The following is a 24,907-nucleotide window of genomic DNA, read 5'->3' as shown; positions in this document are numbered from 1 at the left end:
AGAGAACCCACACACCGAATCAATTAAGATTATTCCTAACCACGAACAATTGATCCTACCCACGTAATGTGGACACAGCCCTAAGCGAGGTTTTCGTTTTCAAATTGTTCCGGGCTGAGACCGCCACAGGCACTGTGACGACGCCAGCGATTGTAATCACACTCGATATAATTAAATACCGTCGTCCGCATAATTTCACGGTCGGTAAAACGCTCTCCGTGGATACATTCCACTTTCAGTGAATGAAAGAAGCTTTCCGCGCACGCATTATCGTAGCAACAACCTTTTGCGCTCATGCTGCCGTGCAGGCTGTGTCGCTTCAGCAATGCCTGATAATCCGTTGAACAGTATTGCCCACCGCGATCCGTGTGAACGATAACGCTTTTCGGGTGTTTACGCCGCCAGAGTGCCATTTGCAGTGCATCGCAGGCCAGCTTTGCCGTCATTCGTGAGGACATCGACCAGCCAATAACGGCACGAGACCACAGGTCAATCACCACCGCCAGATACAGCCAGCCTTCATCTGTACGTAAGTAAGTGATGTCACCCGCCCACTTCTGGTTCGGGCCGCTGGCGATAAAGTCCTGCTTCAGCAGGTTTTCTGATACCGGCAGACCATGTTCACGGTAGCTGACCGGGCTGAATTTGCGGCTGGCTTTCGCCCGTAATCCCTGACGACGCAGACTGGCAGCGATGGTTTTGATGTTGTACTCCGGCAACTCATCAGCAAGCCGTGGTGTAAGCATACCTATTTTAGTTCCACGCACTTTTTGAAACTTCCGGTTTTTCAGCCATCAGCCGGTACTCTCAGGCTTTTCACCTCACCAACAACAAATCACAATACCTCGTGGTGTACCGTGGTGAAAGCATCGCGCGCTTCATCTGCCATTGCGGCTTAATACCCTGCCCGGCAAAATAAAGCGTGCCCTTCCCGCTTTTTGCATTCAACTGATCAAGTATGTCCATTAACAGCCCGCTGTTTTTGCGGGGCGCGTTTTCGTCGAACAGGTCGAGTTGAGCAACGCCCTGGCTAAAAAAATCACCCAGCATGACTCCAGCTTTTTGGTACCTGTGCCCTTCTTTCCAGATATGGCTCAGGCATTTTGACGCGGCATTAATAATATCCCTGCTGTCCTGTGTCGGTGTCAGCAACTTCACTGAAGCACTATTGCCGTAATATGGCTCATTCAGGGAAAACGGTGATGTCTTAACGAATGCTGAAATAAAGCGGCAGTGCTGGTGTTCCCCACGCAATTTCTCCGCTGCGCGCGCAGCGTAATAGCATATGGCCTGCCGCATCTGCTCGTACTCCGTAACGCGATCACCGAAAGAACGAGAACAAACTATCTCTTGCTTTTCTGGGGCAAACTCATCCAGTTCAAAGCAGGGCTCACCGCGCAGTTCGCGCACTGTGCGTTCCAGAACTACGTTGAAGTGTTTGCGAATAACCCAGGTGCTTTGTTCTGACAAATCCAGGGCGGTTTTGATTCCCATAGCGTTCAGCTTTCGACTGATACGCCTGCCAACCCCCCATACATCTTCCACTGGGACCACGGCCAGCAACCGCCGCTGGCGGTCAACATTCGACAAATCAACAACGCCCCCCGTTTGCCGCTGCCACTTTTTTGCTGCGTGGTTCGCCAGCTTGGCGAGAGTCTTCGTCTGCGCAATGCCCACCCCAACAGTAAGGTGAGTGCGCTTCAGCACGGTAGAGCGAATTTCTTTGCCAAATTCAGTAAGATCCTTGCAGTTACGGACCCCGCTCAGGTCGCAAAATGCTTCATCAATACTATAGATTTCCACGCAGGGGCTCATTTCTTCCAGTGTTGTCATCACCCGGTCAGACATATCAGCGTACAGCTCATAATTGCTGCTGAACGCCGTAACACCGTGCCGCCGAAAAGCCTCCTTTTGCCTGAAATAGGGCTCCCCCATCACAACGAACGCCTTCGCTTCCGCACTGCGGGAAATAACACAGCCATCGTTATTTGAAAGCACAACCACTGGCTTCCCTTTCAGGTCTGGCCTGAATACCGTCTCGCAAGATGCATAGAAGGAGTTAACATCGCAGAGCGCAAACATAGCTTAGCTCGCCACTTTCACAATAAAGGTCACCACACCAAAGATATCGAGGATCTCTTCACTGCCTGGAACAATGGGTGAATAGGCGCTATTCATTGGGTTAAGCTGCACAGTGGGCCGAAGCTGTAGCCGTTTAACAGTAAATTCACCTTCCACTGCGGCTATAACGATGTCACCGTGCGCGGCTGTGCGTGAACTGTCTACCACAAGCAAGTCACCGTCGCTAATTCCCCCTTCAACCATTGAGTCGCCACTGGCTTTCACAAAATACGTGGCGCTCGGGTGCACCACCAGTAACTCATTCAGATCAATACGTTGTTCTATATAGTCTGCCGCTGGAGACGGAAAGCCACATTGAACCATATCGCTAAATAAAGGGACTGAAACCGCCTGGCGCAGTTCATTTGGTGAATAAAACCGCATAATAAACTCACTTACGTTGATACTGGTTATGCATACAGTATATACTGTGAAAACACACAGTAAAGAGGACTTAAAACATGTTTGTGGAACTCGTTTATGACAAAAGGAATTTTGATGGTTTGCCGGGCGCCAGGGATATCATCCTGGGCGAGTTAAGCAAAAGAATGCAGCGTATCTTTCCGGATGCAGAAGTTCGGGTTAAACCAATGATGACACTGCCAGCAATCAACACAGACGCCAGCAAGCACGAGAAAGAACAAATAAGCCGGGTGGTACAGGAAATGTTTGAAGAAGCAGATATGTGGCTCACGGGCGAATAACAAGCCTGAGTAACATGCCACAACCGCAGCCCACCTCTGCCATTACAGGGCTGCGGTACTGGCTTACACGGCAAGCAGCAAACCCCGCGCTCGGGTGAGTCTTCCTGCTCTTGCATAGCGGTAATCATCAGCTGGCCTGCACTGAGCATTTCCACATACAGGCAGGCTGTGCTGTACAGATTGCAGCAGGGGGTTACTCGCCGGGGGCAATACTACCGGCGCCTTCCCTTCGCCACGGAAGCCGTCCAGTTAAAATCACTGACTTCACTCTCCTTCAGTGACTCAGGTTTCTTGCGGCGCACCGGTTTTTTCTTCGTTTTTTCAGCCTGTGCTTTCTCTTTTTCAAGCTTTACAGACATCACTTGTTGCCGGGCCTCGGCAGTCAGTTCTTTCTCTTTTTTGCCATCCGGCTCTTTGCCGGTGCGTTCACGGTATTTCTGTATCAACCCTTGCAGCGTTTCCTCAACCACCAGGCGTTCATCGGCATTGAACTGGTCGATAGAAATCATTTTTGTATCTTTCATAGGATAGCGTCCGTTGGCAAGTATGGCCCTCAGTGTACAGTAATCCCCATAGCGGTAACTGATGCTATCGCAAATAAATTCAAGTAAGTACGCAGGCCTTCCGCCAGATAAGTTAGCCCCAGGGCAGAGCAGGACAGGGCAGAAATACCACACCAACAACAGCGTGAGTGGCGGTAAAACCGCGGGTATATTAACAACATCTAAAAACAGTGTTATTTCTACCAGAAATACAGGTAAAAAAGAGCCAAACATGGGAAAATAAAGGCGATTAATAACGTAGTGAAAGTATATTAAAACTATTACCTGGGAATATAATAGCTAGCCAGTAAACCAGCACATGCCCGTAATAGAAAAATGTACAGCGTTCATCGCTCTCACCTGAAACACGCCTTTCGAATACATAATTTTCTCTAACTAACTTGCACTCATCTGATGCAGGTTAATACCTTAAACCCCAGGCAAAACAACAAAAACCATTAAAAAACAATAAAATATAAAAATACATCATTTATAAAAAATACTATTTACCGACCCATAACAGTGCAATTAACCACATATTCATGTTGCCTCATTTTTTTATAGGCACTACCCACATTTTTCATCATTTATATCAAGCGTTACCTGTTGCAACATCAGGTCAACGTTATTGTAACGTTTTCCCTAATTCAGGGTGAAAAACTCTGGCCGGGCGAAAACCTGCTGATTCATTTATGAGATAACAATGATGACAAATAAACCTGTAGACAGTGCCAGTACCACAACCATTGAGTTAAGCACTATTCAGCCTATTCCACTCAATGAGCGCCACGGTAAACCACAGAATCTGTTTACCATCTGGTTTGGTTCTAACATCATGCTGCTCACGGTAATCACCGGGGCACTGGCTGTCAGTATCTTCCATTTATCGTTTTTGTGGGCAACCGTTGCAGTATTGATTGGCAACCTTGCCGGTGGTTTGTTTATGGCACTCCACTCTGCACAGGGGCCGCAGTTGGGCGTGCCGCAAATGGTGCAAACCCGTGGTCAGTTCGGCTCATATGGTTCTGTGCTGGTCGTGGCACTGGTTGTCATCATGTATATCGGCTTTCTGGCCTCTAATTTAGTGCTGGGCGGCCAGTCTCTGCATGCCATCTATGCGCCCGTGTCCATCAATATGGGGATTATCGTTTCCGCACTGCTGAGCCTGGTTGCCTGTGCATTTGGCTACAACCTGATCCACGCCTATACCAAAGTGATGTCGTGGGTTTCAGGTTTTATCCTGGTCGCCGCCTTTGTGTGGATAATTTTTGTCACCGGGTTACCGGCCAATTTTCTGGCACGCGGTGATTTCAATTTGAGTGGTTTCCTGGGTGCCGTTTCCATTGCCGCATTGTGGCAGTTAGCTTATGCCCCATATGTCTCTGATTACTCGCGCTATATGCCGAAAGACATCAGTGAAAAAAGTGTCTTCTGGTGCAGCTACCTGGGGTGTGTTCTGGGCTCCCTGTTCCCCATGATCCTCGGTATTCTGGTTTCTGTCTGTATTGGCGATGGCGATTTAATCAACGGCATTGTCAATATGACAGGCGGGCTGTCGTCAACCGTTATCATCGTGTTTGCTGTTGGTATTGCCGCAACTAATGCCATGAACCTGTACTGCGGTGTGCTGTGTACACTCACACTGGGCCAGACTTTTTTCACTAAATGGTCCCCCCTTTCTGGGGCACGCATTGCCGTATCCATTGTGACTGTGCTCATTGAAGTTTTAATTGCTATCTATGGGCAGGAAAACTTCCTGGTCAATTACACCAACTTTATTCTGATGCTGCTCTATGTACTGGTGCCATGGACTGCCATTAACCTGGTGGATTACTACCTGGTCGCACACGGTAATTATGATGTTGCATCGTTTTTCCGCCGGGATGGCGGCATTTATGGCTACTTCAATTCAAAAGCTATTTTCTGCTACCTGCTGGGCATTATTGTTGAAGTCCCATTTATGTCTACGGCCATTTATACCGGCCCGGCAGCCACAATGTTAGGTGGCGCAGATATTTCCTGGATAATCGGCCTGGCGGTAGTGTCACCGGTTTATTACCTGCTGTGCCGCACTCAGCCTGCCGTACAAGTATCATCCGTTAAATCCTGAGAGAGCCAGCAATGACTAAAAACGAATTTGATTACATCATTATTGGCGGTGGCTCTGCAGGTTCAGTACTTGCCGCACGGCTTTCAGAGCACAGCGAGTTGAGTGTTTGCCTGGTTGAAGCGGGCAGCAACGATGCCACGCCACGCATCCAGACACCAGCCGGAACCATCACGCTGTATAAGAGCCAGAAATACAGCTGGAATTACTACTCCACACCACAAAAGAGGCTGGGTGGCCGGCAAATTCATGTTCCGCGCGGGAAAGCGCTGGGTGGTTCATCATCCATGAACAGCATGATTTATATCAGAGGGTTACCCTCAGATTATGACCGCTGGGAACAGAAAGGTTGCCAAGGCTGGGGCTGGCAGGATGTTCTGCCCTGGTTTAAGCGCTCAGAAAAAAACCTGCTCAATCAGTCTCCCGAATACCACGGGTTTAATGGCGAATTACTGGTTGATAAACCGCGGGACACCAACCCGGTGTCTGCTCTGTTTGTCTCTGCTGGTGTGCGGGCGGGCTTGCCGGAAAATAGTGATTTTAACGGCGCATCACAGCCCGGTGTTGGTATCTATAATGTGACCCAGAAAGATGGCAAACGGTTATCAAGCTACCGCGCATTTCTGCACCCCTGCCTGAGCCGCCCCAACCTGACAGTCATAACGGGCTGCACAGTAGATACGTTGATTCTCAAAGGAAAAGCTGTTGCTGGTGTCAAAGTCATTTTGCCAGGAAGTGATGCGCCAACTGAGCTGATGTGCCGCCGTGAAGTGGTGCTGTGTGCCGGTTCTATTGGTTCCCCGCATATTCTCATGAAATCGGGTATTGGCCCGCGTGCGTCACTGGAGCCTGCCGGTGTTGCCGTTGCCCACGACCTCCCGGGGGTTGGGCAAAATTTGCAGGATCACCTGGATGGCCTGGTTACAGTACGAACCCGCAATCCGTTAACGCTCGGCTTCTCACTGGCGGCATGGAAACCTATTCTCACCTCGCCATTCCGCTATCTGTTCCGGCGCAAAGGCTGGCTGACCACCAACTACGTCGAAGCTGGTGGGTTTGCCTCTACCCGCTTCACCAACCATCACCCGGATATCCAGTTCCACTTTGTGCCGGGTTACCGCAGCCACCGGGGTCGCCTGTTTGAATGGGGGCATGGTTATGCCATTCATACCTGTGTTCTGCGCCCGAAATCTGTCGGTGCGCTGCGCCTTACGCCGGAAAAACAGCCTGAAATTGATTTTAACTTCCTTGCGGATCCATCCGATGCCAGCGTGCTGGTCGAAGGGATAAAAGCCGCCAGAAATATCCTTGCCCAGCCTGAGTTTTCCGCATTTTGCGGCAAGGAGATGCTGCCCGGTACACAGATACAGACTGATGAGCAACTGCTGCAGTACGTGAAAGAAAACTGTGCCACCGTATTCCACCCGGTTGGCACCTGCAAGATGGGAAATGATGCCATGAGTGTCGTTTCCCCTGAAACACTCAGGGTGTATGGCATTGCTAATTTGCGGGTTGCTGACGCATCTATTATGCCGGACCTTATCAGCGGCAATACCAATGCGCCTTCAATCATGATTGGCGAGCGTGCCGCACATATGATCCTTAACGCAACCACAGCACCGCAAGATATCGCCCACGAGGAGCAAGCGTATGCATGACAGACAAAGCTGGGAAAACCGCCTGAACAATCAACAGTTTTGTTCCTGGTCAGTGATTAACGGTGAGCGTTACCTTGCCAAAGATGGCGGAAAGTTGCCGGTCATCAACCCTGCTACCTGTTCAGTTCTGGCAGAGGTAACGGCATGCCAGCAAGCAGATATTGATGAAGCGGTGCATTCGGCCCGGCGTACATTTGATTCAGGCATTTGGTCTGAGCAACCATTGCAGGTGCGTAAGGCAGCATTGCTGCGGCTATCACAACTGATTCTTGAGCATAAAGAAGAGCTGGCGCTGCTGGAAAGCGCCAGTATGGGGAAACCGGTAATGGATGCACTGAACGGAGATATCCCCGGTGCGGCTCATGTGATTGCCTGGTATGCCGAAAGCATCGATAAAATTTACGGTGAAGTTGCCCCCACACCGCCCGGCTCGCTCGCCACTATCACCCGCGAACCCATTGGAGTGGTTGCCGCCATTGTGCCGTGGAACTTCCCGCTGGATATTGCCGCATGGAAAGTTGGCCCGGCGCTGGCAGCAGGTAACAGCGTTATTCTGAAACCTTCAGAAAACTCCCCGTTCACCGCCATCAGGCTGGCTGAACTGGCACTGGAAGCCGGGTTGCCTCCGGGCGTTCTGAATGTTGTCACAGGCACAGGCATTGAAGCCGGGGCCGCACTGGGCAAACATCATGATATCGATGTGGTCACGTTCACCGGTTCGACCACGGTTGGCAAAGCATTCATGGCATACTCAAGTGAGTCTAACCTGAAACAGGTATGGCTCGAATGTGGTGGTAAAAGCGCCAATATTATTTTTGCCAATTGCCGTAATTTGGATGAAGCGGCAGAAAAAGCCGCGTTTGGTATCTGTTTTAATCAGGGGGAAGTGTGCTCTGCCAACTCCCGGTTGCTGGTTGAACGTTCAGTCTACCCGGCCTTTATTGAAGCCCTGCTCAGCAAACTGCACGCCTGGCAACCCATGCACCCACTGGACTCACAAGCCAGAATGGGCGCCATGGTTTCATCTGCCCATAAAGAGAAAGTGCTGGGTTTTATTGCTACAGCTCTGGAGCAAGGCGGCGAACTGCTCACTGGTGGCACTGCTTGTGAAATCGAGGCATCAGGCAATTACATCTCACCCACAGTAATTAAGATCAGCGATGAAAATGCCGCTTTATGGCGCGAGGAAGTATTCGGGCCGGTGCTGGCAGTAAAAGTGTTTGACGAAGAGCCAGAGGCGATTCAGTCTGCCAACAATCATATTTATGCCCTTGCCGCATCTGTCTGGACTGACGACCTGAATCAGGCTCACCGGGTTTCCCGCAAGCTTAATGCGGGCACCGTATCCGTTAATACCGTTGATGCGCTTGATGTCACTGTACCTTTTGGTGGCAACCGGCAGTCAGGGTTTGGCCGTGATCTCTCTTTACATGCTTTTGATAAGTTCACCAGGCTGAAAACCACCTGGCTGGCATTGCGCTAACGACACAACCGTGCGCTTCCCGGGCCAAAAACCCGGAAGCGCGCTCAGTGCCCTGCGATTAACCCCTTGTCATTTCACAGACACAGATACCGGTTACGCTGGTATTTTCACAGACAATTTTCGCAGGCAAGAGCCCCACCATGAACCCCGTTAAACTCGCAGCAACCTTTATTGACCCCAGTGTACGCATGCGTGAATGCCAGACCGGCCGGCAATGCGAAATTCTGGCTGCAACCGCCATGGAATACAGCACATTGGGGGATTTTTCATATATTGGTGAGTACTGTACCGTTGCCGATGCCACTATCGGGAAATTCACGGCTATTGCCAACCAGGTACGGATTGGTGCGCCCAATCACCCAATGTCCAGGCCAGCTCAGCACCGTATCACCTACTGCCCGGAGTACTATTCCCCGCATGCAGCACGAGACCATGCATTCTTTGCCCGTCGCCGTGCCGCTACAGTCACTATTGGTAACGATGTCTGGATTGGTCATGGCGCCATTGTGCTGCCGGGTGTCACTATTGGTGATGGTGCGGTTATTGCCGCCGGAGCGGTGGTCAGCAAAGATGTAGCGGCTTACACCGTGGTGGGTGGTGTTCCTGCCAGAGTAATTCGCCCACGCTTTGCCCCGAAAACGGCACAGCAGTTACAGCAAATAGCCTGGTGGAACTGGCCGCTGGATACCATTATTGAGCGTCTGGCAGACTTTCAGAGTGAAAATATTGAAGCATTCTGTGCAAAGTGGCAGGCGTAAAACCAGAGCCAGCCCAATACCTTCACAGAATGTCATGCTGATGAATAACGCTGGCAGGTTATTGCTAAATCTGTTTAACCCTTACCAGAAAAAGCCCGGTTACAGTAACCGGGCTTGCATCATTCAGGGACGTGACGCAGTACCATCTGGTGTGCGCGCCATGGTCCAGGAAGGAATGCCACCTTCACATGGGTATTGCGCTGCTTTGGCTTCGTCAATATCTATCCCCAGGCCTGGCTTGTCACTCAAATAGGCATAGCCATTGTCTATCTCCGGGCAACCCGGGAACACGTCGCGTAACGCGTCATTCATTGGCGTGTATTCCTGAATACCAAAGTTCGGTGAACTTAAATCCAGGTGCATGTTAGCGCAAACACCAACAGGGGAAATGTCTCCCGGTCCGTGCCATGCGGTACGCACCCCATTCAGCTCACTGTATACAGCAAGTTTCTTCGCCGGAGTAATCCCGCCAATAGTGCTGACATGGCAGCGAATATAATCAATCAGTTTGTTGTCAATGAGCGGTTTCCAGTCATTGACGTTCACAAACAATTCCCCCATAGACACTGGTGTGGAAGATTGTTGGCGCAACATTTTCAGCCAGTCGATATTTTCTGGCGCCACAGGGTCTTCAAGATAAAAGAGCTGATACTGCTCAAGAGTTTTTGCCAGGTTAATCGCTGTTACTGGGGTCACTCGCTCATGTACATCGTGTATAAATTCGATTCCAAAGCCCAGTTTATTACGCAAGTGCTCAAATAAACGTGGAACACTTTTCGCGTAAGCTTCCGGATCAAAATAAATCCCCGGAGTTTTGTTACGAGGTGAACGCTTGGGTTGAATGTTTTTAGCACGAGCTAAATGAGTGGCAATCAATTTAAGATCGTCGGTCCCAGCCCCGCCGTACATTCCCATTTGGCAACGAACATACTGGTAGCCTTCTTCCATTCTGGCGCGGATGTTATCTTCTACTTCAACTTCATCCCCACCATCTGTGTGGCAATACAACGGAATTCCGTCGCGGCATTTGCCCCCCAGCAGGTCATAAACCGGCATACCTGCCAGCTTGCCTTTAATATCCCATAAAGCCATATCCACACCAGACAGGGCATTATTCATGATGGGACCATTGCGCCAGTAACCGCTCACTGCAGCCGATTGCCAGATATCATCAATACGAGACGGATCTTTACCAATCAGAAAGGGGGCCATGTACTCATCAATTGCGCTTTTTACCGCGAAGATACGCTGGGTAAATGTCGCGCAACCCAGGCCATATAACCCCGGCTCATTGGTTTCAACTTTAACTACAGCCAAATCAATGCCGCCAGGCGCCGTCAGGATCGTTTTCACGTTGGTGATTTTCAGTTTACTCACTTTAACTCCTCAATTCAGCGAACCTACGGCATGGCATGCCGTAAAGGATCACACAACAAGTTGTAAGTTGTCCTACAAGTTAGCGGTGTTATATCACGCTTATCATGATGCGTACTCTTGGGAGTGACGTTATGTGACACTGATCAGATTTTGTTTATCAAAATCAACAAAAACATAATAAAAACATGGAAATGATAAATAAACACAAAAATAAAAATGAAACTTAATGTGATCAATGTAGCAAATACCTTCTCGTAACATTGATTTTATACACACAAAAACACACCTTAAATGAGTCAGTCGTCATACAAATTTTACGAGTGAGGAAATAACATGTCCGCTTTATTTGACTTAACAGGGAAAACAGCGCTGGTAACAGGATCTGCACGTGGGCTTGGCTTTGCTTATGCCGAAGGTCTTGCTGCTGCGGGTGCACAAATTATTCTGAATGATATTCGCGATACGTTGCTGGCTGAGTCAGTAGAGAAACTGGTAGCTAAAGGCTACAAAGCCCATGGTGTTACTTTCGACGTTACCGATGAACAAGCAATTGAAGCTGCTTTTTCTCACCTTGATGAACAAGGGATCCATGTTGATATCCTGATCAATAACGCCGGTATTCAGTATCGCAAACCCATGGTAGAACTGGAACTGGAAAACTGGCAGAAAGTGATTGATACCAACCTGACCAGTGCCTTTTTGGTGTCTCGTGCCGCAGCAAAACGCATGATTGCACGTAACAACGGAGGGAAAATAGTCAATATCGGCTCATTAACCAGCCAGGCCGCCAGGCCAACCGTGGCGCCTTATACTGCAGCCAAAGGGGGTATAAAAATGCTCACCTGCTCAATGGCTGCAGAATGGGCACAATTTAATATTCAAACCAACGCTATTGGGCCGGGTTACATCCTGACAGATATGAATACTGCGCTTATCGAAGATAAACAATTCGATAGCTGGGTCAAAAGCAGTAACCCATCACAGCGTTGGGGCCACCCGGAAGAGTTAATCGGTACTGCCGTCTTTTTATCATCAAAAGCATCAGATTATATCAACGGGCAAATTATTTACGTCGATGGTGGTTGGCTCGCAGTTTTATAAAACAGCCACGTACTCTACCTACTTGCCTTTAAAATTTACGGCATGTTTTCAATACTGAGCATGCCGATATAATACAGGTATTATTATGAAGGCCTCAAGATCACGACTCTTTATCCTTACACTGTTGTTTATTGTAACTGCAATCAATTATATGGATCGTGCCAACCTTGCTGTAGCAGGTACCAATATCCAAAATGATTTCAGTTTGTCGCCAACCCAGCTTGGGCTGTTATTTTCAATGTTTACCTGGGCCTACGCTGTAAGTCAGATCCCGGTAGGCTATGTTCTTGATCGTATCGGCTCACGTATTCTTTATGGTAGCGCAATTATTTTGTGGAGTATTTTCACATTCATGATGGGATTCTCGTCACATCATTTATTTGCCACTACTACAGCTTCATTTATTATGTTACTGTCCTGCCGGGCACTGATCGGTATTGCAGAATCCCCCTCATTTCCGTCTAATACAAAAATAATAGCCACCTGGTTTCCTGATCATGAACGGGCACGCGCCACAGCGATTTACTCCAGCGCCCAATATATTGGTCTGGCATTATTAACACCTGCACTGTCGTTTATTGTGGCTAACTATGGTTGGGAAATGTCATTCTATTTATCTGGTGCAGCAGGTATTCTGTTTGGTGTGTTCTGGCTGGTTTATTACCGCGATCCACAGCACAGTAAAACCGCCAATCGGGCAGAGCTCGACTATATCAAGGCCGGTGGTGGTTATGGCTCTACCAACCAGGCCACTGTGAGTGAAAAGATTAGCTGGCACGACATTAAATTCTTCCTTAGCAAGAAGACTGTTTGGGGCTTATTTATTACTCAATTCGCCTGCTCATCAACACTCTATTTTTTCCTGACATGGTTTATTGTTTACCTGGAAAAAGGCCTTCACCTGTCTGTTTCAAAAGCCGGTATTGGTGCAATGCTTCCTTATATTATGGCAATGTTTGGCGTGCTCTGTGGTGGCACACTAAGTGATATGCTTATTAAAAAAGGCAAATCCAGAACACTGGCCAGAAAATTACCAATCATGGCTGGGCTGGGTGTCACCATGATTATTGGCCTGGTAAATTTCTTTGAAAACCAGCCAGTCATTGCCATCATTATTCTGTCAATCGCATTCTTCGCCAATGCTTTTTCAAATCTGGGTTGGGTTGTCTGGAGTGATGTTATCCCCCGTAATTTCCTTGGTACCATGGGCGGTTTCCTTAATATTTGTGGAAATCTTTCAGGGATAGTCAGCCCTATCGTTATTGGCGTTATTCTCCAACGCACTCAAAACTTCCAGTATGCCATGTGGTATATCGCAGGTGTGGCCGGGCTTGGTTTATTAGCCTACATATTCCTTGTCGGTAAAATTGAAGTCATTATTCCCGAAAAAAAGAATGCCAAAAACCTTAGCGAGAATGCAATTAAGCCGGCAACAGCTAACAAATAAAGAGGTAATCATGAAAACTGAAAAAATAACCTGTAATGCCTGTCTGGCTCATGCAGAAAAAGATGTTCGTTTTGAAGCGCGTGAAATAGAACATGGTGAGAACGAAGTGCTGGTGAAAGTCAGCAGTGGTGGTATCTGCGGTTCTGATATTCACTACTACCAGCACGGGCGTGCCGGAATGTCGGTTCTGAAACATCCGATGGTTATCGGCCATGAATTTGTCGGCGTTATTAGCAAGGTGCCAGCCAACAGCCAACTGAAAGTCGGGCAAACCGTTGCAGTAAACCCATCCTGCCCGTGTAACCAATGTGAAATGTGTCTTTCGGGTCATCAAAACCTGTGCAGCAGTATGCGTTTCATGGGAAGTGCGCAGTTTAATCCCCATGTAAACGGCGGTTTTTCCGAATATGTGGTGGTAAAACCAGAGCAATGTATTCCTTATGACAGCACTATACCCGCAAATGTAATGGCGTTTTCTGAGCCACTGGCTGTAGCTATTCATGCGGTGAAAGTAGCAGGCCAGCTTACTGGTAAACGCGTTTTAGTCATTGGGGCCGGGCCAATTGGCTGTTTAATACTTGCCGCTGCACGCAGTGCTGGTGCCTCCGAACTTGTGGCATCTGATCTCAGCCCACGTTGTCTGGATCTGGCCCGTCAAATGGGGGCAACTGCAACCATGAACCCACTTGATGAACAACAGGTGGCCCATTATCAACAAAACAGGGGTTATTTTGATGTAGTTTTTGAAGCTTCAGGGGCACAGGCTGCTGTCGCTTCAACTGTTGATTTTACTCGCCCTTCCGGCGCCGTAGTGCAGGTTGGTATGGGTGCGAGCCCGGTAAACTGGCCTGTTTCGTCAATGCTGGTCAAAGAAATCAGTTGGGCTGGTTCATTCCGCTTTATTAGCGAGTTTGAAACTGCTGTTCGCTGGCTTGAAGATGGCCGGGTAGACCCCCGCCCACTTATCAGCGCGGAGTTTCCTCCTCAGCAAATTGAAGAAGCGCTGATAACCGCTACAGATAAGAATGTATCGGCTAAGGTACTCATTCGTTTCGATTAGTCATGAAAAGCGCCCGGCAGGGCGCTTGGTTCCTGGATGTGAAGTATTATACAATAAATCACTTCTGTTACATCATACCGGATACCCACCTTGAGCATAAAATCCATTCAAAAACATAACGTTGTAAATGAAATTTATGATCAGATCAGCGCCAAACTGCTTGACGGAAGCTGGGCGCCTGGTAGCCGTTTGCCCTCTGAAGCTGAACTGACAACATCTTTTAATGTCAGCCGGGTGAGCGTGCGTAGTGCGGTACAGCGCTTTCGTGACCTTGGAATTGTGGTCACACGGCAAGGCAGTGGCAGTTACGTCAGCGAAAGTTTTACACCTCAGATGCTGAATAATGATTCCCGCCCAATCATGCATCTTAGCCGCGAAGAGTTTCACGACATGATGATTTTTCGCCAGACGGTGGAATTCAAATGTGTGGAGCTGGCCGTGACAAACGCCACAGAAGATGACATTCGCCAACTCGAAGAAGCCCTGAACAATATGTTGATCAACAAGGGCGACTATAAAAAATATTCCGAAGCGGATTACGCATTTCACCTGGCAATTGTCAGGGCATCGCACAATAGCGTGTTTTACAACGTAATGAGCTCCATTAAAGATATTTATTACTATTATCTTGAAGAGCTTAACCGTGCTCTCGGCATCACGCTGGAGAGCGTGGAAGCACATATAAAAGTCTATATGTCCATTAAGAACCGCGATTCCAGTACGGCTGTTGAAGTGCTTAATGAAGCAATGGCAGATAACATTGTTGCTATAGAAAAAATTAAATCGGCAGATACGCCCACAAAAAAATAATCACCAGGGCTGGTTTGCCGGCAATGTGCTAAAGCAGAAAAATACCAGCCGGCAGGTGTGCTCTGATTTGCGTTTTAACCCTGAAGGTTCTTCCCTGTCAGCTCTTTGGCAGCGCAACTGTTGCCAGTCTTACTTTATAAGACACATCAACAACACCACTCTCTTACTGAGTAAACCCAATGATTAAATTAGGGTTTATTCCTAATGCATCACAGATTTCATTACGCCATACTCACTACAACTCATGTACTGACCATGTTTAGTGAGGAAATGATGAAAAAAACAGTAATGGTATTCTCCGCACTTTTGCTGGCAACGCCCGTTTTTGCCGCAACAACACACGCAACTGACGAAACCGTTGCCGTAGCGCACGAAGGTGCTGATACCGCGAAGGAAAAATTGCATCAGGCACAAGACAAGGGCGATGAACTGAAGCTTAAATCCGAACATGCCGCTGAAGGCAAAAGTGGCACGCTGAGCAGCAAAGTCAGCGAAGGTTCGCAAAAAGCCTGGAATAAAACCAAAGAAGGCACAGAGAAAGGGTGGGACGCCACTAAAGAAGGTGTGGAAAAAGGCTGGGATAAAACCAAAGCCACCACAGAAAAAGGCTGGGACGCAACCAAAGATGGTGCCGAAAAAGGGTGGGATGCCACCAAAGACGGCGCGGAAAAGCTGAAAAATAAAGTCAGTGAATAACCCGGTTACCCTCTGAGCCCCCTGATGGCCGCAAACGGTGTTCTGGCATACAGAATATAGCGGCCTTCGGGGCTTACCCCTTTCCCTTGCGGTACAAACCCCCGCTGTTCGTAAAACTGGCAGGCGGCAGTATTAGCCACCAGGCATTTCAGTGAAAGTTTTTCACCAACTTCACGCAAGCTGTGTTCCAGTAACGCAGTTCCCACCCCCCTATGCTGGCAAGCGGGGGAAACATACAAATGATGAAGAAAAGTATCCGGCAACCATACAGCAGCAAACCCGGCAACCGCGCCAGAAAGGCGGGCAACAAACACCTGTTCACCGGCAATTAACCGGGCAAACTCACTGTCGGTATGGTGTTTTTTGATAAACACCGCGCTGGTTTCACGTGCACAGTTAAATAACTGGCATAGCACGGGTAAATCCGCTTTTTTGGCACCGGTTATTTCAGCTCTTGCCATAAAAACCCCCTGCTTACTATTCCCTGTATAACGTTAAACCAGAGGCGAAGCACAAAGCACAGGCTGGGGAAATATCGCCATTTTACCAGCCTGAATAGCAGTGCTGTATGCGGTTAATCTTTCAAGAATTCACAGGCACGGTCTGCGCCTTTTTTGCACAAGCCGTCCATCATTTGGTTTGCCTTTTTCTCGTCTTTCGCCACACCTTTACCATAATAGTAAGACAGCGCAAGGTTGTATTCACCATCCTCACTCCCCAGTTTTGCAGCTTTCGCATACCACTGAGTTGCAGTTTTATAATCTTTATCCATACCCTGGCCATATTCATAAATATGGGCCAGTTGAATCATAGCTGGTGCTGAATTCTGTGCGGCGGCCTTTTCAAGCAGTGGGCGGCTCTTTTTATAATCATGCTGTACTTCACCATAGAATGCGCCCAGTATCAGGTAGCCACAGGTCGCTTTCTGGTCCACTGCTTTTTGCAGCCAGGTTTCGGCCTGTTTCATATCCGGCTTACCCACCTCACCCTTTGCATACGCCAGGCCCAACTGGCACTGAGCCTCAGCATCGCCCTGCTCTGCCTGTTGTTGTAATTTTTCCAGTGCAGTAGCAGCAAGTACCTGGCCACTAACAGCCACACCCATAAGCAGCGCTAAAAGACGTAATTTCATTATTTTTCCCCAGTGGTATTGTTCATTAAAGGGGATTGTTTATATCAGATTTTCCTAATGTATTGAAGTTTTCCACAAATAAAAACCATATAAAACAGGCAGTTTGCTACAAATACTCCGTGCCAATTATTAAGTTTGCAGTAAGATAAACGCTTTATATTAAAGAACGGGGAAATAGCGATGCCGACAATATATGTTGTGACATTAAAATATATCAAACCACTGGAAGAGGTTGATGCCCTTATTCCGGCTCATATTGAATGGTTGAAACAAGGCTATGCCGATGGGGTATTTCTGGCCTCGGGCCGCCAGGTTCCCCGTGTGGGCGGTGTTATTCTGGCGCAGTGCGCCAGCAAAGAATTGCTCCTTGAAAGATTGCAACACGATCCCTTTTCCCAAAATAACTTAACAGAGACAGTAATTACTGCCTTCGAACCCAGCATGTGTGCCGAAGCACTAAAAACGCTGTTGTAATAACACGCAGGCGAAGCGGGCAACAGCCCTGCCGCGCCTGCAGAACTAATGGTGGGAAAACCACTGCGCTACTTTTTCACGCTCAGGCACACCACCGCTATGCACCACTTTGCCATCCACCACCACACCAGGTGTACGTAAAATGCCATAGCGGGCAATTTCCTCGATGGCATCCACTTTCTCCAGTTGGATAGTTTCCCCGGCATCAAAGGCAACCTCTTCAATTACCTGCCAGGTCTTACGGCAATTAGCACATCCGGAACCTAATACTTTGATGTTTTTCATCTGTTATCTCCTGTTAAAACAGTGCATTAAATACATAACCGACCAACACAATTCCGCAGGCAACTACGCCTGTGAATGTGGCAATTAAGCGCAGTTTCAGCACCTTGCGTAAAATCACCATTTCTGGAAGTGACAAGGCCGTTACACTCATCATAAAAGCCAGTACCGTGCCTAATGCTGCACCTTTGGCTAACAAAGCCTGAACTACTGGCAGTATCCCGGCAGCATTGGCATACATTGGTACACCAGCCGCTACTGCGAGCGGAACAGACCACCAGGCCTGTTTCCCCATGATGCTTACCATCATATTTTCTGGCACATAGCCGTGAATCAGAGCACCCGCGGCTATCCCCGCTAAAATAAAAGGCCAGACTCGCCCAACGATTTCTCGCACCGCCCGGGCTCCTTGTTTAATCAATTCAACCAGCAGGAATGTTTCACGGGCCACGTGGGCATCAACGCGTGGCATTTCCCGAACCCAGTCTTCGAGATAAGGTGTCATATTGAGCTTGCCAATAACCCAGCCACTAACCATGGCAACCGCCAGGCCCATCACTAAATACAGCAGTGCAATTTGCCAGCCAAACAGGCCAAACAATAAAACCAGCGCCACTTCATTAACCATAGGAGCGGCAATCAGAAAGGAAAATGTCACCCCAAGTGGGATCCCCGCCTGCACAAACCCAATAAACAGCGGTACCGCAGAGCAGGAGCAGAAAGGCGTCACCACCCCCAACAGGGCGGCAAGCATATGTGAGCCAATCACACCGGGCCTTGCAAGCACCGCCCGGGTTCTCTCTGGCGTGAAATAGCTGTTCACCATTCCCATCACAAACACCACCCCGGTCAGTAACAGCAACACTTTGGGTGTGTCATAGAGGAAAAACTGCAGCGCCTGCCCTGCCGGGCTGCTCTGGTCAACAGGCAAAAACGAGACCAGTGCTACTGAAAGCGGGTACAGCAGGCTATACAGCGCCACCCACAGCACACCACCCACCAGCAACACAACGGCAGGCCTGCGCAGCAGCGCACGCTGAAACAACACGGAATGGCACATATTTTTCTCCTCACGCTGTCTTCCTGGTAAGAAGACGCAGCAGAGCAGAAAAGGATGCAGATTATTTTATGACGGGAGAAGATGCGCCCCGTGGAACAAACTGGCATACAGCGCCAGTTGGGCCGGTCTGTACCTGGCACTGCTTACGCATCAACTGGTACAAACGCTGCCGGGCCCGTAACAACCGGGATTTCGCAGCAGGGAGCGATAACTGGTGTGTGGCAGCATACCCGGCAACCGTCATCCCTTGCAGGTCACACTGGCGAACTATATCGCTGTCCGCTTCAGCCAGTTCACTGAGCACCCGGGGCAGGCACTGGTGAGCCAGTTGGTCAATCACCGCCAGGTCCCCGGCTTCAGGGGCGGCGGGTTCACATTCCACAACCTGCTCCAGCGAGATAAAGTGCCTGCCACGCCGGTATGTATCGGCCAGGTAATGGCGCGCAACCTGATAAAACCAGGCGCGCGGGTTTTGTACTGTGCAGAAACCCTCCCGGGTGGCAAGTGCACGTAAAAACACTTCCTGCATCACATCATCCACACTGGTTTGTGCAGGCAGCCGCGCCAACAACCAGTGGCGAAGTTCATTCGAAACACTGCCCCATGACGCAGTAAGGCATGGCGGCACACAACGTTGGATGCAGGGCATAGCGCATCTCTTCCACACTCAGGGTGATACCAGAGTAAGGCCAGGATAAATGGCAAACTGTTCAGCTACACGCATTCCTGCCATTTTCCCTCACTCACAGCACAACAACTGCTCTGGATCACAAAAAAACCAGAAAAAAATGTGATCTCATTCACGCAGAAATAGCTGAATTTGTGACGCACATTACCTTTCCTGGGGTTTTCCCCGGTTCCGCCAGTTCACTGAGCTATTCGGGAATTCACAACCGCGTTTTATCCCGCCATGCTGTGCCACAGATTAATCGTGCTCAAGGCTGTGAATCAGCCCGGCAATTTGTTGAGTATTAAGTAACGAGGCAAACGCCAGTGGGTGCTCAGCACCATGGTGTTGAAACCAGGTCTCCAGAGACTGGTTGCACTGGCGAAAATCGCCAAGCGCCCGGCGAAACAATGCCTGAATCTCTGGCTGATTTTGGCCATATTTACGCAGGCGCAATTTAAGCATCAGAGCATATTTGAATACGGTGTACAGCTGGGAATACTTTTGCGCCCGGGCCATGCTGCCAGTGATGCACGCTCTGGCAGGTTCCTGCAAACCACAACCAGGCAGCAGGCGCAAAGCGCGGGAATGCATCCGTTCGGCCAGGAATGTAATGCGCTCGTTCTCAAGGCTGATTAACTCACATTGTTGCAGGCCAAGAGCGGTGTCATCGCCCGGTAAAAGCGGCTGGAAAGACTGGGCCCAGTTAGCGTTACGCGTATCCATGTGCAGCAATGACAGTGCGTGTTCAAGGTTCAGCGGTAACTGGCTGCGGCATTGTAAAACGCGCCCCAGCAGGTTCGGGGTTTTACAGCTCCACTCGTAGCTCGTGGTCAGTATGCCGCTCAAGGCACCCAGTTCTGCCCCGGGTAAAGGGCTGGCAGCCTGGTGTTGCAACCACTGGTGAACCATGTGTTCAGGCGATAGCGATAAATCCTGAACCACACCAGAGAGGCCATACAGGTTCAGTGCATTTACCGATGCGGATAACGGCAGGCCGGGGAGCCACTCCCAGTCGATACGCACGGTGATCGCTTCCGGGTAGCACCCGGGGTACTGGCTTAGCCACAATAAGCGCTGGCGGAACTCTTCCAGCAAATAACAAGGGAGCAAAGACCAGCCATAGTCCAGCCCCCATAAATCCAGTTCCAACCATTTATGGTTTGTGGGCAGGTTAAGCAAGTTTGGGTTACCAGCAAACCCCGGGCGGTAATCCAGTTCGGTCGCTTTGAGTGATGCACGCACATCACCGGGCAGGCCAGCAAGGGCATCGCGCAGCATATGGCGTGGCCAGGTTGTATCGCGGTAGTCGCGTAGCACCAGTTGCCGCCCCGCGGCACGCACGCCACGGTACAACGCCATTAATGATGCCTGCCAGTCAACATCAGCAATATCTGGTGTGGCAAGGGATAAACGCAACCCACGCACCGCGGGCAGCACAGCAAGAATCTGTGGGATGCTTTCGGAAAAGAACCAGGCAATAAACGCCGATAAGTCGTTATCTGCCAGGAAAAATTCGGGGAACTTCATTTTCAGTGACGGGCAGTCAGGTGTCGCTTCGCCCTGAAGCCAAAGCTGTAAATGGTGGCGCTCGCAATACTCGCCAATTTTTTGCAAATGGCGCAAAGCATGGTCACGGGCTAAAGACAGATTAATGATATCAGCAGGGCGGCAACGTGGAGAAGGTGCCGCAAGTTGTGCCAGTAATGACTGCTGGTTGATGACAATACCCTGAAAATGGTATTCCCTGGCAACCCGAGCCATTTCCAGAAAAAAGGGCCAGTGCCAGATATCTGGCGAATTGATTTCCAATAATAGTTGAGGCACTGGCGTATTCATCATGAACATCCCTGAACAAAATTCAACCGGGATGGTAATAAGCCAGGTGCAGTGCGTCAAATACTGAATTACAGAGCCACCATACAACATGGCGCAGTCTGAATAATCAAGCTACTGCCGGTCTGCGGCTCTGCCACAACACTGAGTTAACGGAGAAATAAAACATGGCAAAAGGAATGACTATCCAACTGGATTACCACCACTATGTGGATAAAGATACCGGCGCTAAAGTTATTCGCTTAACACCGCCAGATATTATCTGCCATCGTAATTATTTTTATCAGAAATGTTTTCTCGACCAGGGGAGAAAATTAATTTTCGGTGCCGAATTTGACGGTAACCGTAATTACTATTTGCTGGATTTAGCCGGGCAAACTGCAACCCAGTTAACCGAAGGCCCGGGAGATAATACCTTTGGCGGCTTTTTATCGCCGGATGAACACTGGCTCTATTATGTGAAAAACGAACGTAACCTGCGGCGCGTAAATCTTGCTACCTGTGAAGAAGAATCGGTATATCAGGTACCCGAAGAGTGGGTTGGCTATGGCACCTGGGTGGCAAATTCAGCCTGCGATAAACTGGTTGGTGTCGAAATTCACCGGGACAGTTGGCGCCCAATCAGCGACTGGGTGGTATTTCAGGAATTTTACGCAGAAAACCCGCGCTGCCGTGTAATCCGTATTGATCTGCAAACCGGCGAACGCAGCACATTACTTGAAGACAACCAGTGGCTTGGCCATCCTATTTACCGCCCCTTCGACGACAACACCGTTGCCTTCTGCCACGAAGGCCCGCTGGACCAGGTGGAAACCCGGATGTGGTTGATGAATGAAGATGGCACCAACATCCGCAAAGCAAAACAACCTGCCGCGGGGGAAAGCTATACCCATGAGTTTTGGGTGCCAGATGGCTCTTCGTTAATGTACGTAACCTACCTGAAAGACAGCCCGGTGCGTTACCTGTGCCGGGTCGATGGTGAAACCGGGCAGGATGAAAAACTGCTGGCAATGCCGCCCTGCTCCCATGTCATGAGTAATGACAACGGCACGCTGGCCGTTGGCGATGGTTCAGGCAAACCCATTGATATGGCAGATGCTGAAGGTTATGGCGAGGCAACTGATCCCTATTTATGGTTATTTGACCTGCGAAAAAAACAGCACCACAAAGTGGCCCGCCACAGTTCTTCATGGGAAGTGCTGAATGGCGACCGCCAGGTCACTCACCCACACCCTTCGTTTACTCCCGATGAAAGACAGGTGCTGTTCAGTTCAGATAAAGACGGCAAACCCGCCCTGTACCTGGCAGAAATTCCGGCTGACGTGCTGCAACAGATTCAGGGTTGATACAGGCACGCAACGCATGTTTTTCACTTAGCGGCCAGCCCGGAGTCAGTTGTCTCATGGTTCCGGGCTCCACAGATCAAATACGGGCTCAACATGATTACCTTTAGTGCAACACTGACCTGCCGGTTTGACGCGATATTCTCACCGTTCGCGCCTCACGAACTGGAGCAAGGTTTCGCCTGGCTTGCCAGCAGCGGCTTTGATGCGGCTGAACTGACCATTAATGATTACGATGGGCTGGATGTCCGCCAGTTAAAACAACAGCTCGACCAGTTTGGGCTGGGTTGTACCACGATTGCCACCGGGCAGGCCCGCAAACGAGACGGGCTGTCGTTATTATCCAGCGACCCAAACGTGGTACACAAAACACAGCAGCGTTTACGTGAACATATTGAAGCAGCAGCACTGCTGGGCAGCCAGGTCACTCTGGGCTCGCTGCGAGCACCAGACCGCGCCATGAGCAAAACGGAATATATTCATGCGCTGGCCGAAGCCATGCGGCCTTGTGTGGATTACGCCCGCCAGTGCAATGTGCCACTGATTCTTGAGGCACTTAACCGCTATGAAATAAGCTACCTGCACAGCGCCGCCGATATGATGGAATTTATGGCATTAAGCGATGCGCCCGGTAACGTCGGTATATTATGGGATGTTTTCCATGCCAATATTGAAGACCCGGACTTCGCCAGTGCGATTGCGCATATGGGGTCGCGTCTGCGGCATGTTCATCTGGCGGATTCCAACCGGCATTTCCCTGGTTATGGTCATTTGCCAATAGAAAGTATTTATAACATGCTGCAAAGAGCGGGTTACCAGGGAGCAATATCACTCGAATGTTTCTGCCTGCCATCCAAAGAAGCCGTTATTCAGGGAGCCGGGCCGTTACTGAAGCGGTTAAGAGCGTTATAAGCAAGGTCTTAGAAAACGGCTAAGAAAAAACGAAACCCCGGGCCAGCCGGGGTTTGTTATATCTGCCAGTCAAGCCGGCCAGGACTACTGTCAATACAGGCTAATACAGAGAACCACCGCCAACCGGGCGGGTTTTAAAGCGGCGGTGCACCCACAGATATTGCTCCGGCGCACGCAGTATTTCCTGTTCAATAACCCGGTTCATATAACTGGCTGCAGCCTGATCTTCCTGCGGGTAGTCTGTCATGGTAGGGCTGATATACAACCGGTAACCTTTCCCTGCTGCTTTACGAACCATGGTAATGGTAAGCATAGATGCGCCAGACAAGCGTGACAGCACATAAGTACCATTTGTTGTAGCGGCATCAGGCACGGAGAAGAACGGGGCAAAAAGGCTGCCCTTGGGGCCATAATCCTGATCCGGAGCAAACCACACAGCTTCACCGCTCTTCAGCGCAGCCACCAGGCCTTTAAGATTATGCCGGTCAATCATGGCTTTATTCGAACGCAGGCGGCCTTTGGTTTGCACCCATTCCATGACCGGAGAGTTATGCGGGCGATAAGTTGCCATCATTGGGCGGCACAACCCCATGACCCGGCCACCGAGCTCCAGAGACATAAAGTGCACACCCACCGCCATGACACCTTTACCACTCCCCAGTGCAGCAGTTAAGTGACCATAACCTTCCACATCAAACCACTTGCGCACACGGGCATCTGACCAAAACCAGGCCATCCCGGTTTCAACCAGGCCCATGCCCAAAGAGACAAAGTTATCTTCAATCAGTTTTTCGCGCTCAGCCTGAGCCATGTTGGGGAAGCACAACTCAATATTTCGCCGGGCGATACGCTCGCGGCGTTTTAAAAATGGGCGGGAAGCACGGCCCAAAGCGCTGCCTATTTTGACCAGCAAAGGGTATGGCAACTGAACCAGCGCCCAAAGGACACCCAGACCAAACCAGAGCGACCAATAGCGTGGATGGAGAAATGAACGACAGAAACCTGAAGACATTTGTTTTTTCCTGATAAAAGTGCGTTTAAAACTGGTAACGCGTAAGGCAAAAACGAATTTCTTCATCTGTCTTTATGCGGTACGTCCACAGAAATTATTTTCCCACAAGGAAATAATCCCTGCCAGTGACTACGTCTTTCCGGCGCCTAAAGTAACCGACAAAAATGCCCTTGACTATGGTGTGCAGATAATATTTTTTGTAAAGAAAAAGGAGAGAAAATGTGCCTGCGGTTATTGTCTGTTCTGACTGGCTTTTTTTGCCACCCGCTCGTACTCTGCCTGGGCTAATTTTCAGACTAATTCCGGTCACTCCTTCACCAACAGG

The 24,907-nt window shown here is 49.6% G+C and carries 24 protein-coding genes and 1 pseudogene; 13 read left to right on the top strand and 12 right to left on the bottom strand.

Going from position 1 to position 24,907, the window contains the following annotated elements:
- Window positions 1-80 precede the first annotated feature (80 nt).
- From DT73_RS03545 to DT73_RS03535, 3 genes and pseudogenes are all read right to left on the bottom strand, one after another.
- Window positions 81-737: pseudogene (locus DT73_RS03545) on the bottom strand (IS3 family transposase); the annotation flags it as partial.
- A 79-nt stretch (window positions 738-816) separates the two neighbouring features.
- Entirely contained in the window at window positions 817-2,082 is a 1,266-nt protein-coding gene (locus tag DT73_RS03540; protein WP_036103968.1) for a Y-family DNA polymerase, read from the bottom strand.
- A gap of 3 nt (window positions 2,083-2,085) precedes the next feature.
- Window positions 2,086-2,505: a translesion error-prone DNA polymerase V autoproteolytic subunit gene (locus DT73_RS03535; RefSeq protein WP_036103965.1), complete on the bottom strand. Its 420-nt coding sequence runs from the start codon at window positions 2,503-2,505 to the stop codon at window positions 2,086-2,088.
- A 77-nt stretch (window positions 2,506-2,582) separates the two neighbouring features.
- Here DT73_RS03535 and DT73_RS03530 point away from each other — a divergent pair, with 77 nt between their 5' ends.
- Window positions 2,583-2,825: a DinI family protein gene (locus tag DT73_RS03530; protein ID WP_036103963.1), complete on the top strand. Its 243-nt coding sequence runs from the start codon at window positions 2,583-2,585 to the stop codon at window positions 2,823-2,825.
- Between the two features lie 212 nt (window positions 2,826-3,037).
- Here DT73_RS03530 and DT73_RS03525 read toward each other — a convergent pair whose 3' ends face one another.
- A complete protein-coding gene (locus tag DT73_RS03525; RefSeq protein ID WP_036103961.1) occupies window positions 3,038-3,349 on the bottom strand; it encodes a hypothetical protein in 312 nt (103 codons plus the stop codon).
- Window positions 3,350-4,070: 721 nt separating this feature from the next.
- Between DT73_RS03525 and DT73_RS03520 the strand changes: the two genes are divergently transcribed.
- From DT73_RS03520 to DT73_RS03505, 4 genes are all read left to right on the top strand, one after another.
- Window positions 4,071-5,477: a cytosine permease gene (locus DT73_RS03520; RefSeq protein ID WP_036103959.1), complete on the top strand. Its 1,407-nt coding sequence runs from the start codon at window positions 4,071-4,073 to the stop codon at window positions 5,475-5,477.
- An 11-nt stretch (window positions 5,478-5,488) separates the two neighbouring features.
- On the top strand, window positions 5,489-7,132 hold the full coding sequence (locus DT73_RS03515) for a GMC family oxidoreductase (RefSeq protein WP_036103956.1): 1,644 nt from the start codon (window positions 5,489-5,491) through the stop codon (window positions 7,130-7,132).
- Complete coding sequence (locus DT73_RS03510) at window positions 7,125-8,615, top strand: aldehyde dehydrogenase (RefSeq protein ID WP_036103952.1); 1,491 nt, start codon at window positions 7,125-7,127, stop codon at window positions 8,613-8,615. The genes DT73_RS03515 and DT73_RS03510 overlap by 8 nt, the downstream gene beginning before the upstream one ends.
- 140 nt (window positions 8,616-8,755) lie before the next feature.
- Window positions 8,756-9,373, top strand: coding sequence for a DapH/DapD/GlmU-related protein (locus DT73_RS03505; protein ID WP_036103949.1), 618 nt, complete (start codon window positions 8,756-8,758; stop codon window positions 9,371-9,373).
- 123 nt (window positions 9,374-9,496) lie between these two features.
- Here DT73_RS03505 and DT73_RS03500 read toward each other — a convergent pair whose 3' ends face one another.
- Window positions 9,497-10,750 carry an enolase C-terminal domain-like protein gene (locus tag DT73_RS03500; RefSeq protein WP_036103946.1) on the bottom strand — a complete coding sequence of 418 codons (1,254 nt, stop codon included), beginning with the start codon at window positions 10,748-10,750 and terminating at the stop codon, window positions 9,497-9,499.
- A gap of 333 nt (window positions 10,751-11,083) precedes the next feature.
- Between DT73_RS03500 and DT73_RS03495 the strand changes: the two genes are divergently transcribed.
- From DT73_RS03495 to DT73_RS03475, 5 genes are all read left to right on the top strand, one after another.
- Window positions 11,084-11,851 carry an SDR family oxidoreductase gene (locus DT73_RS03495; protein ID WP_036103943.1) on the top strand — a complete coding sequence of 256 codons (768 nt, stop codon included), beginning with the start codon at window positions 11,084-11,086 and terminating at the stop codon, window positions 11,849-11,851.
- Window positions 11,852-11,936: 85 nt separating this feature from the next.
- On the top strand, window positions 11,937-13,298 hold the full coding sequence (locus DT73_RS03490) for an MFS transporter (protein WP_036103940.1): 1,362 nt from the start codon (window positions 11,937-11,939) through the stop codon (window positions 13,296-13,298).
- Window positions 13,299-13,308: 10 nt separating this feature from the next.
- Window positions 13,309-14,358: an L-idonate 5-dehydrogenase gene (gene idnD, locus DT73_RS03485; protein ID WP_036103937.1), complete on the top strand. Its 1,050-nt coding sequence runs from the start codon at window positions 13,309-13,311 to the stop codon at window positions 14,356-14,358.
- 90 nt (window positions 14,359-14,448) lie between these two features.
- Window positions 14,449-15,168: a FadR/GntR family transcriptional regulator gene (locus tag DT73_RS03480; RefSeq protein WP_036103934.1), complete on the top strand. Its 720-nt coding sequence runs from the start codon at window positions 14,449-14,451 to the stop codon at window positions 15,166-15,168.
- 273 nt (window positions 15,169-15,441) lie between these two features.
- Window positions 15,442-15,864, top strand: a complete 423-nt coding sequence (locus DT73_RS03475; RefSeq protein WP_036103931.1) for a hypothetical protein — start codon at window positions 15,442-15,444, stop codon at window positions 15,862-15,864.
- Window positions 15,865-15,869: 5 nt separating this feature from the next.
- Here DT73_RS03475 and DT73_RS03470 read toward each other — a convergent pair whose 3' ends face one another.
- Both DT73_RS03470 and DT73_RS03465 read right to left on the bottom strand, forming a co-directional pair.
- Entirely contained in the window at window positions 15,870-16,325 is a 456-nt protein-coding gene (locus DT73_RS03470; RefSeq protein ID WP_036103928.1) for a GNAT family N-acetyltransferase, read from the bottom strand.
- Between the two features lie 113 nt (window positions 16,326-16,438).
- Window positions 16,439-16,996: a tetratricopeptide repeat protein gene (locus DT73_RS03465; protein ID WP_051691257.1), complete on the bottom strand. Its 558-nt coding sequence runs from the start codon at window positions 16,994-16,996 to the stop codon at window positions 16,439-16,441.
- A 180-nt stretch (window positions 16,997-17,176) separates the two neighbouring features.
- Here DT73_RS03465 and DT73_RS03460 point away from each other — a divergent pair, with 180 nt between their 5' ends.
- Window positions 17,177-17,470 (top strand): YciI family protein, encoded by a 294-nt coding sequence (locus DT73_RS03460; RefSeq protein ID WP_036103926.1) that lies wholly within the window; start codon window positions 17,177-17,179, stop codon window positions 17,468-17,470.
- 45 nt (window positions 17,471-17,515) lie between these two features.
- Here DT73_RS03460 and DT73_RS03455 read toward each other — a convergent pair whose 3' ends face one another.
- The 4 genes from DT73_RS03455 to DT73_RS03440 all read right to left on the bottom strand — a co-directional run bounded on the left by DT73_RS03455 (window position 17,516) and on the right by DT73_RS03440 (window position 21,321).
- On the bottom strand, window positions 17,516-17,755 hold the full coding sequence (locus tag DT73_RS03455; RefSeq protein WP_036103924.1) for a thioredoxin family protein: 240 nt from the start codon (window positions 17,753-17,755) through the stop codon (window positions 17,516-17,518).
- Between the two features lie 13 nt (window positions 17,756-17,768).
- Window positions 17,769-18,812: a permease gene (locus DT73_RS03450; protein ID WP_051691256.1), complete on the bottom strand. Its 1,044-nt coding sequence runs from the start codon at window positions 18,810-18,812 to the stop codon at window positions 17,769-17,771.
- Between the two features lie 61 nt (window positions 18,813-18,873).
- Window positions 18,874-19,461, bottom strand: a complete 588-nt coding sequence (locus tag DT73_RS03445; protein WP_036103922.1) for a sigma-70 family RNA polymerase sigma factor — start codon at window positions 19,459-19,461, stop codon at window positions 18,874-18,876.
- 276 nt (window positions 19,462-19,737) lie between these two features.
- On the bottom strand, window positions 19,738-21,321 hold the full coding sequence (locus DT73_RS03440) for a hypothetical protein (RefSeq protein ID WP_152552475.1): 1,584 nt from the start codon (window positions 21,319-21,321) through the stop codon (window positions 19,738-19,740).
- 161 nt (window positions 21,322-21,482) lie between these two features.
- Between DT73_RS03440 and DT73_RS03435 the strand changes: the two genes are divergently transcribed.
- Window positions 21,483-22,661: an oligogalacturonate lyase family protein gene (locus tag DT73_RS03435; RefSeq protein ID WP_036103916.1), complete on the top strand. Its 1,179-nt coding sequence runs from the start codon at window positions 21,483-21,485 to the stop codon at window positions 22,659-22,661.
- 93 nt (window positions 22,662-22,754) lie between these two features.
- Entirely contained in the window at window positions 22,755-23,570 is an 816-nt protein-coding gene (locus tag DT73_RS03430; RefSeq protein ID WP_036103913.1) for a sugar phosphate isomerase/epimerase, read from the top strand.
- A gap of 100 nt (window positions 23,571-23,670) precedes the next feature.
- Here the strand turns inward: DT73_RS03430 and lpxP are convergent, their stop codons facing one another.
- Window positions 23,671-24,582: a kdo(2)-lipid IV(A) palmitoleoyltransferase gene (gene lpxP, locus DT73_RS03425; RefSeq protein WP_036103910.1), complete on the bottom strand. Its 912-nt coding sequence runs from the start codon at window positions 24,580-24,582 to the stop codon at window positions 23,671-23,673.
- Between the last annotated feature and the right edge of the window lie 325 nt (window positions 24,583-24,907).

It is taken from the genome of Mangrovibacter sp. MFB070, from assembly GCF_000705335.1.
In the GTDB taxonomy this organism is placed as follows: domain Bacteria; phylum Pseudomonadota; class Gammaproteobacteria; order Enterobacterales; family Enterobacteriaceae; genus Mangrovibacter; species Mangrovibacter plantisponsor.
The sequence above is the reverse complement of the archived record's forward strand: the minus strand, read 5'-3'. Positions and strand labels throughout refer to the sequence as shown.

Coding starts and splice junctions, on each gene's coding strand:
- DT73_RS03540 (WP_036103968.1), bottom strand. CDS start 2,082: ATGTTTGCGCTCTGCGATGTTAACTCCTTCTATGCATCTTGCGAGACG.
- DT73_RS03535 (WP_036103965.1), bottom strand. CDS start 2,505: ATGCGGTTTTATTCACCAAATGAACTGCGCCAGGCGGTTTCAGTCCCT.
- DT73_RS03530 (WP_036103963.1), top strand. CDS start 2,583: ATGTTTGTGGAACTCGTTTATGACAAAAGGAATTTTGATGGTTTGCCG.
- DT73_RS03525 (WP_036103961.1), bottom strand. CDS start 3,349: ATGAAAGATACAAAAATGATTTCTATCGACCAGTTCAATGCCGATGAA.
- DT73_RS03520 (WP_036103959.1), top strand. CDS start 4,071: ATGATGACAAATAAACCTGTAGACAGTGCCAGTACCACAACCATTGAG.
- DT73_RS03515 (WP_036103956.1), top strand. CDS start 5,489: ATGACTAAAAACGAATTTGATTACATCATTATTGGCGGTGGCTCTGCA.
- DT73_RS03510 (WP_036103952.1), top strand. CDS start 7,125: ATGCATGACAGACAAAGCTGGGAAAACCGCCTGAACAATCAACAGTTT.
- DT73_RS03505 (WP_036103949.1), top strand. CDS start 8,756: ATGAACCCCGTTAAACTCGCAGCAACCTTTATTGACCCCAGTGTACGC.
- DT73_RS03495 (WP_036103943.1), top strand. CDS start 11,084: ATGTCCGCTTTATTTGACTTAACAGGGAAAACAGCGCTGGTAACAGGA.
- DT73_RS03490 (WP_036103940.1), top strand. CDS start 11,937: ATGAAGGCCTCAAGATCACGACTCTTTATCCTTACACTGTTGTTTATT.
- idnD (WP_036103937.1), top strand. CDS start 13,309: ATGAAAACTGAAAAAATAACCTGTAATGCCTGTCTGGCTCATGCAGAA.
- DT73_RS03475 (WP_036103931.1), top strand. CDS start 15,442: ATGAAAAAAACAGTAATGGTATTCTCCGCACTTTTGCTGGCAACGCCC.
- DT73_RS03470 (WP_036103928.1), bottom strand. CDS start 16,325: ATGGCAAGAGCTGAAATAACCGGTGCCAAAAAAGCGGATTTACCCGTG.
- DT73_RS03465 (WP_051691257.1), bottom strand. CDS start 16,996: ATGAAATTACGTCTTTTAGCGCTGCTTATGGGTGTGGCTGTTAGTGGC.
- DT73_RS03460 (WP_036103926.1), top strand. CDS start 17,177: ATGCCGACAATATATGTTGTGACATTAAAATATATCAAACCACTGGAA.
- DT73_RS03455 (WP_036103924.1), bottom strand. CDS start 17,755: ATGAAAAACATCAAAGTATTAGGTTCCGGATGTGCTAATTGCCGTAAG.
- DT73_RS03450 (WP_051691256.1), bottom strand. CDS start 18,812: ATGTGCCATTCCGTGTTGTTTCAGCGTGCGCTGCTGCGCAGGCCTGCC.
- DT73_RS03445 (WP_036103922.1), bottom strand. CDS start 19,461: ATGCCCTGCATCCAACGTTGTGTGCCGCCATGCCTTACTGCGTCATGG.
- DT73_RS03440 (WP_152552475.1), bottom strand. CDS start 21,321: ATGATGAATACGCCAGTGCCTCAACTATTATTGGAAATCAATTCGCCA.
- DT73_RS03435 (WP_036103916.1), top strand. CDS start 21,483: ATGGCAAAAGGAATGACTATCCAACTGGATTACCACCACTATGTGGAT.
- DT73_RS03430 (WP_036103913.1), top strand. CDS start 22,755: ATGATTACCTTTAGTGCAACACTGACCTGCCGGTTTGACGCGATATTC.
- lpxP (WP_036103910.1), bottom strand. CDS start 24,582: ATGTCTTCAGGTTTCTGTCGTTCATTTCTCCATCCACGCTATTGGTCG.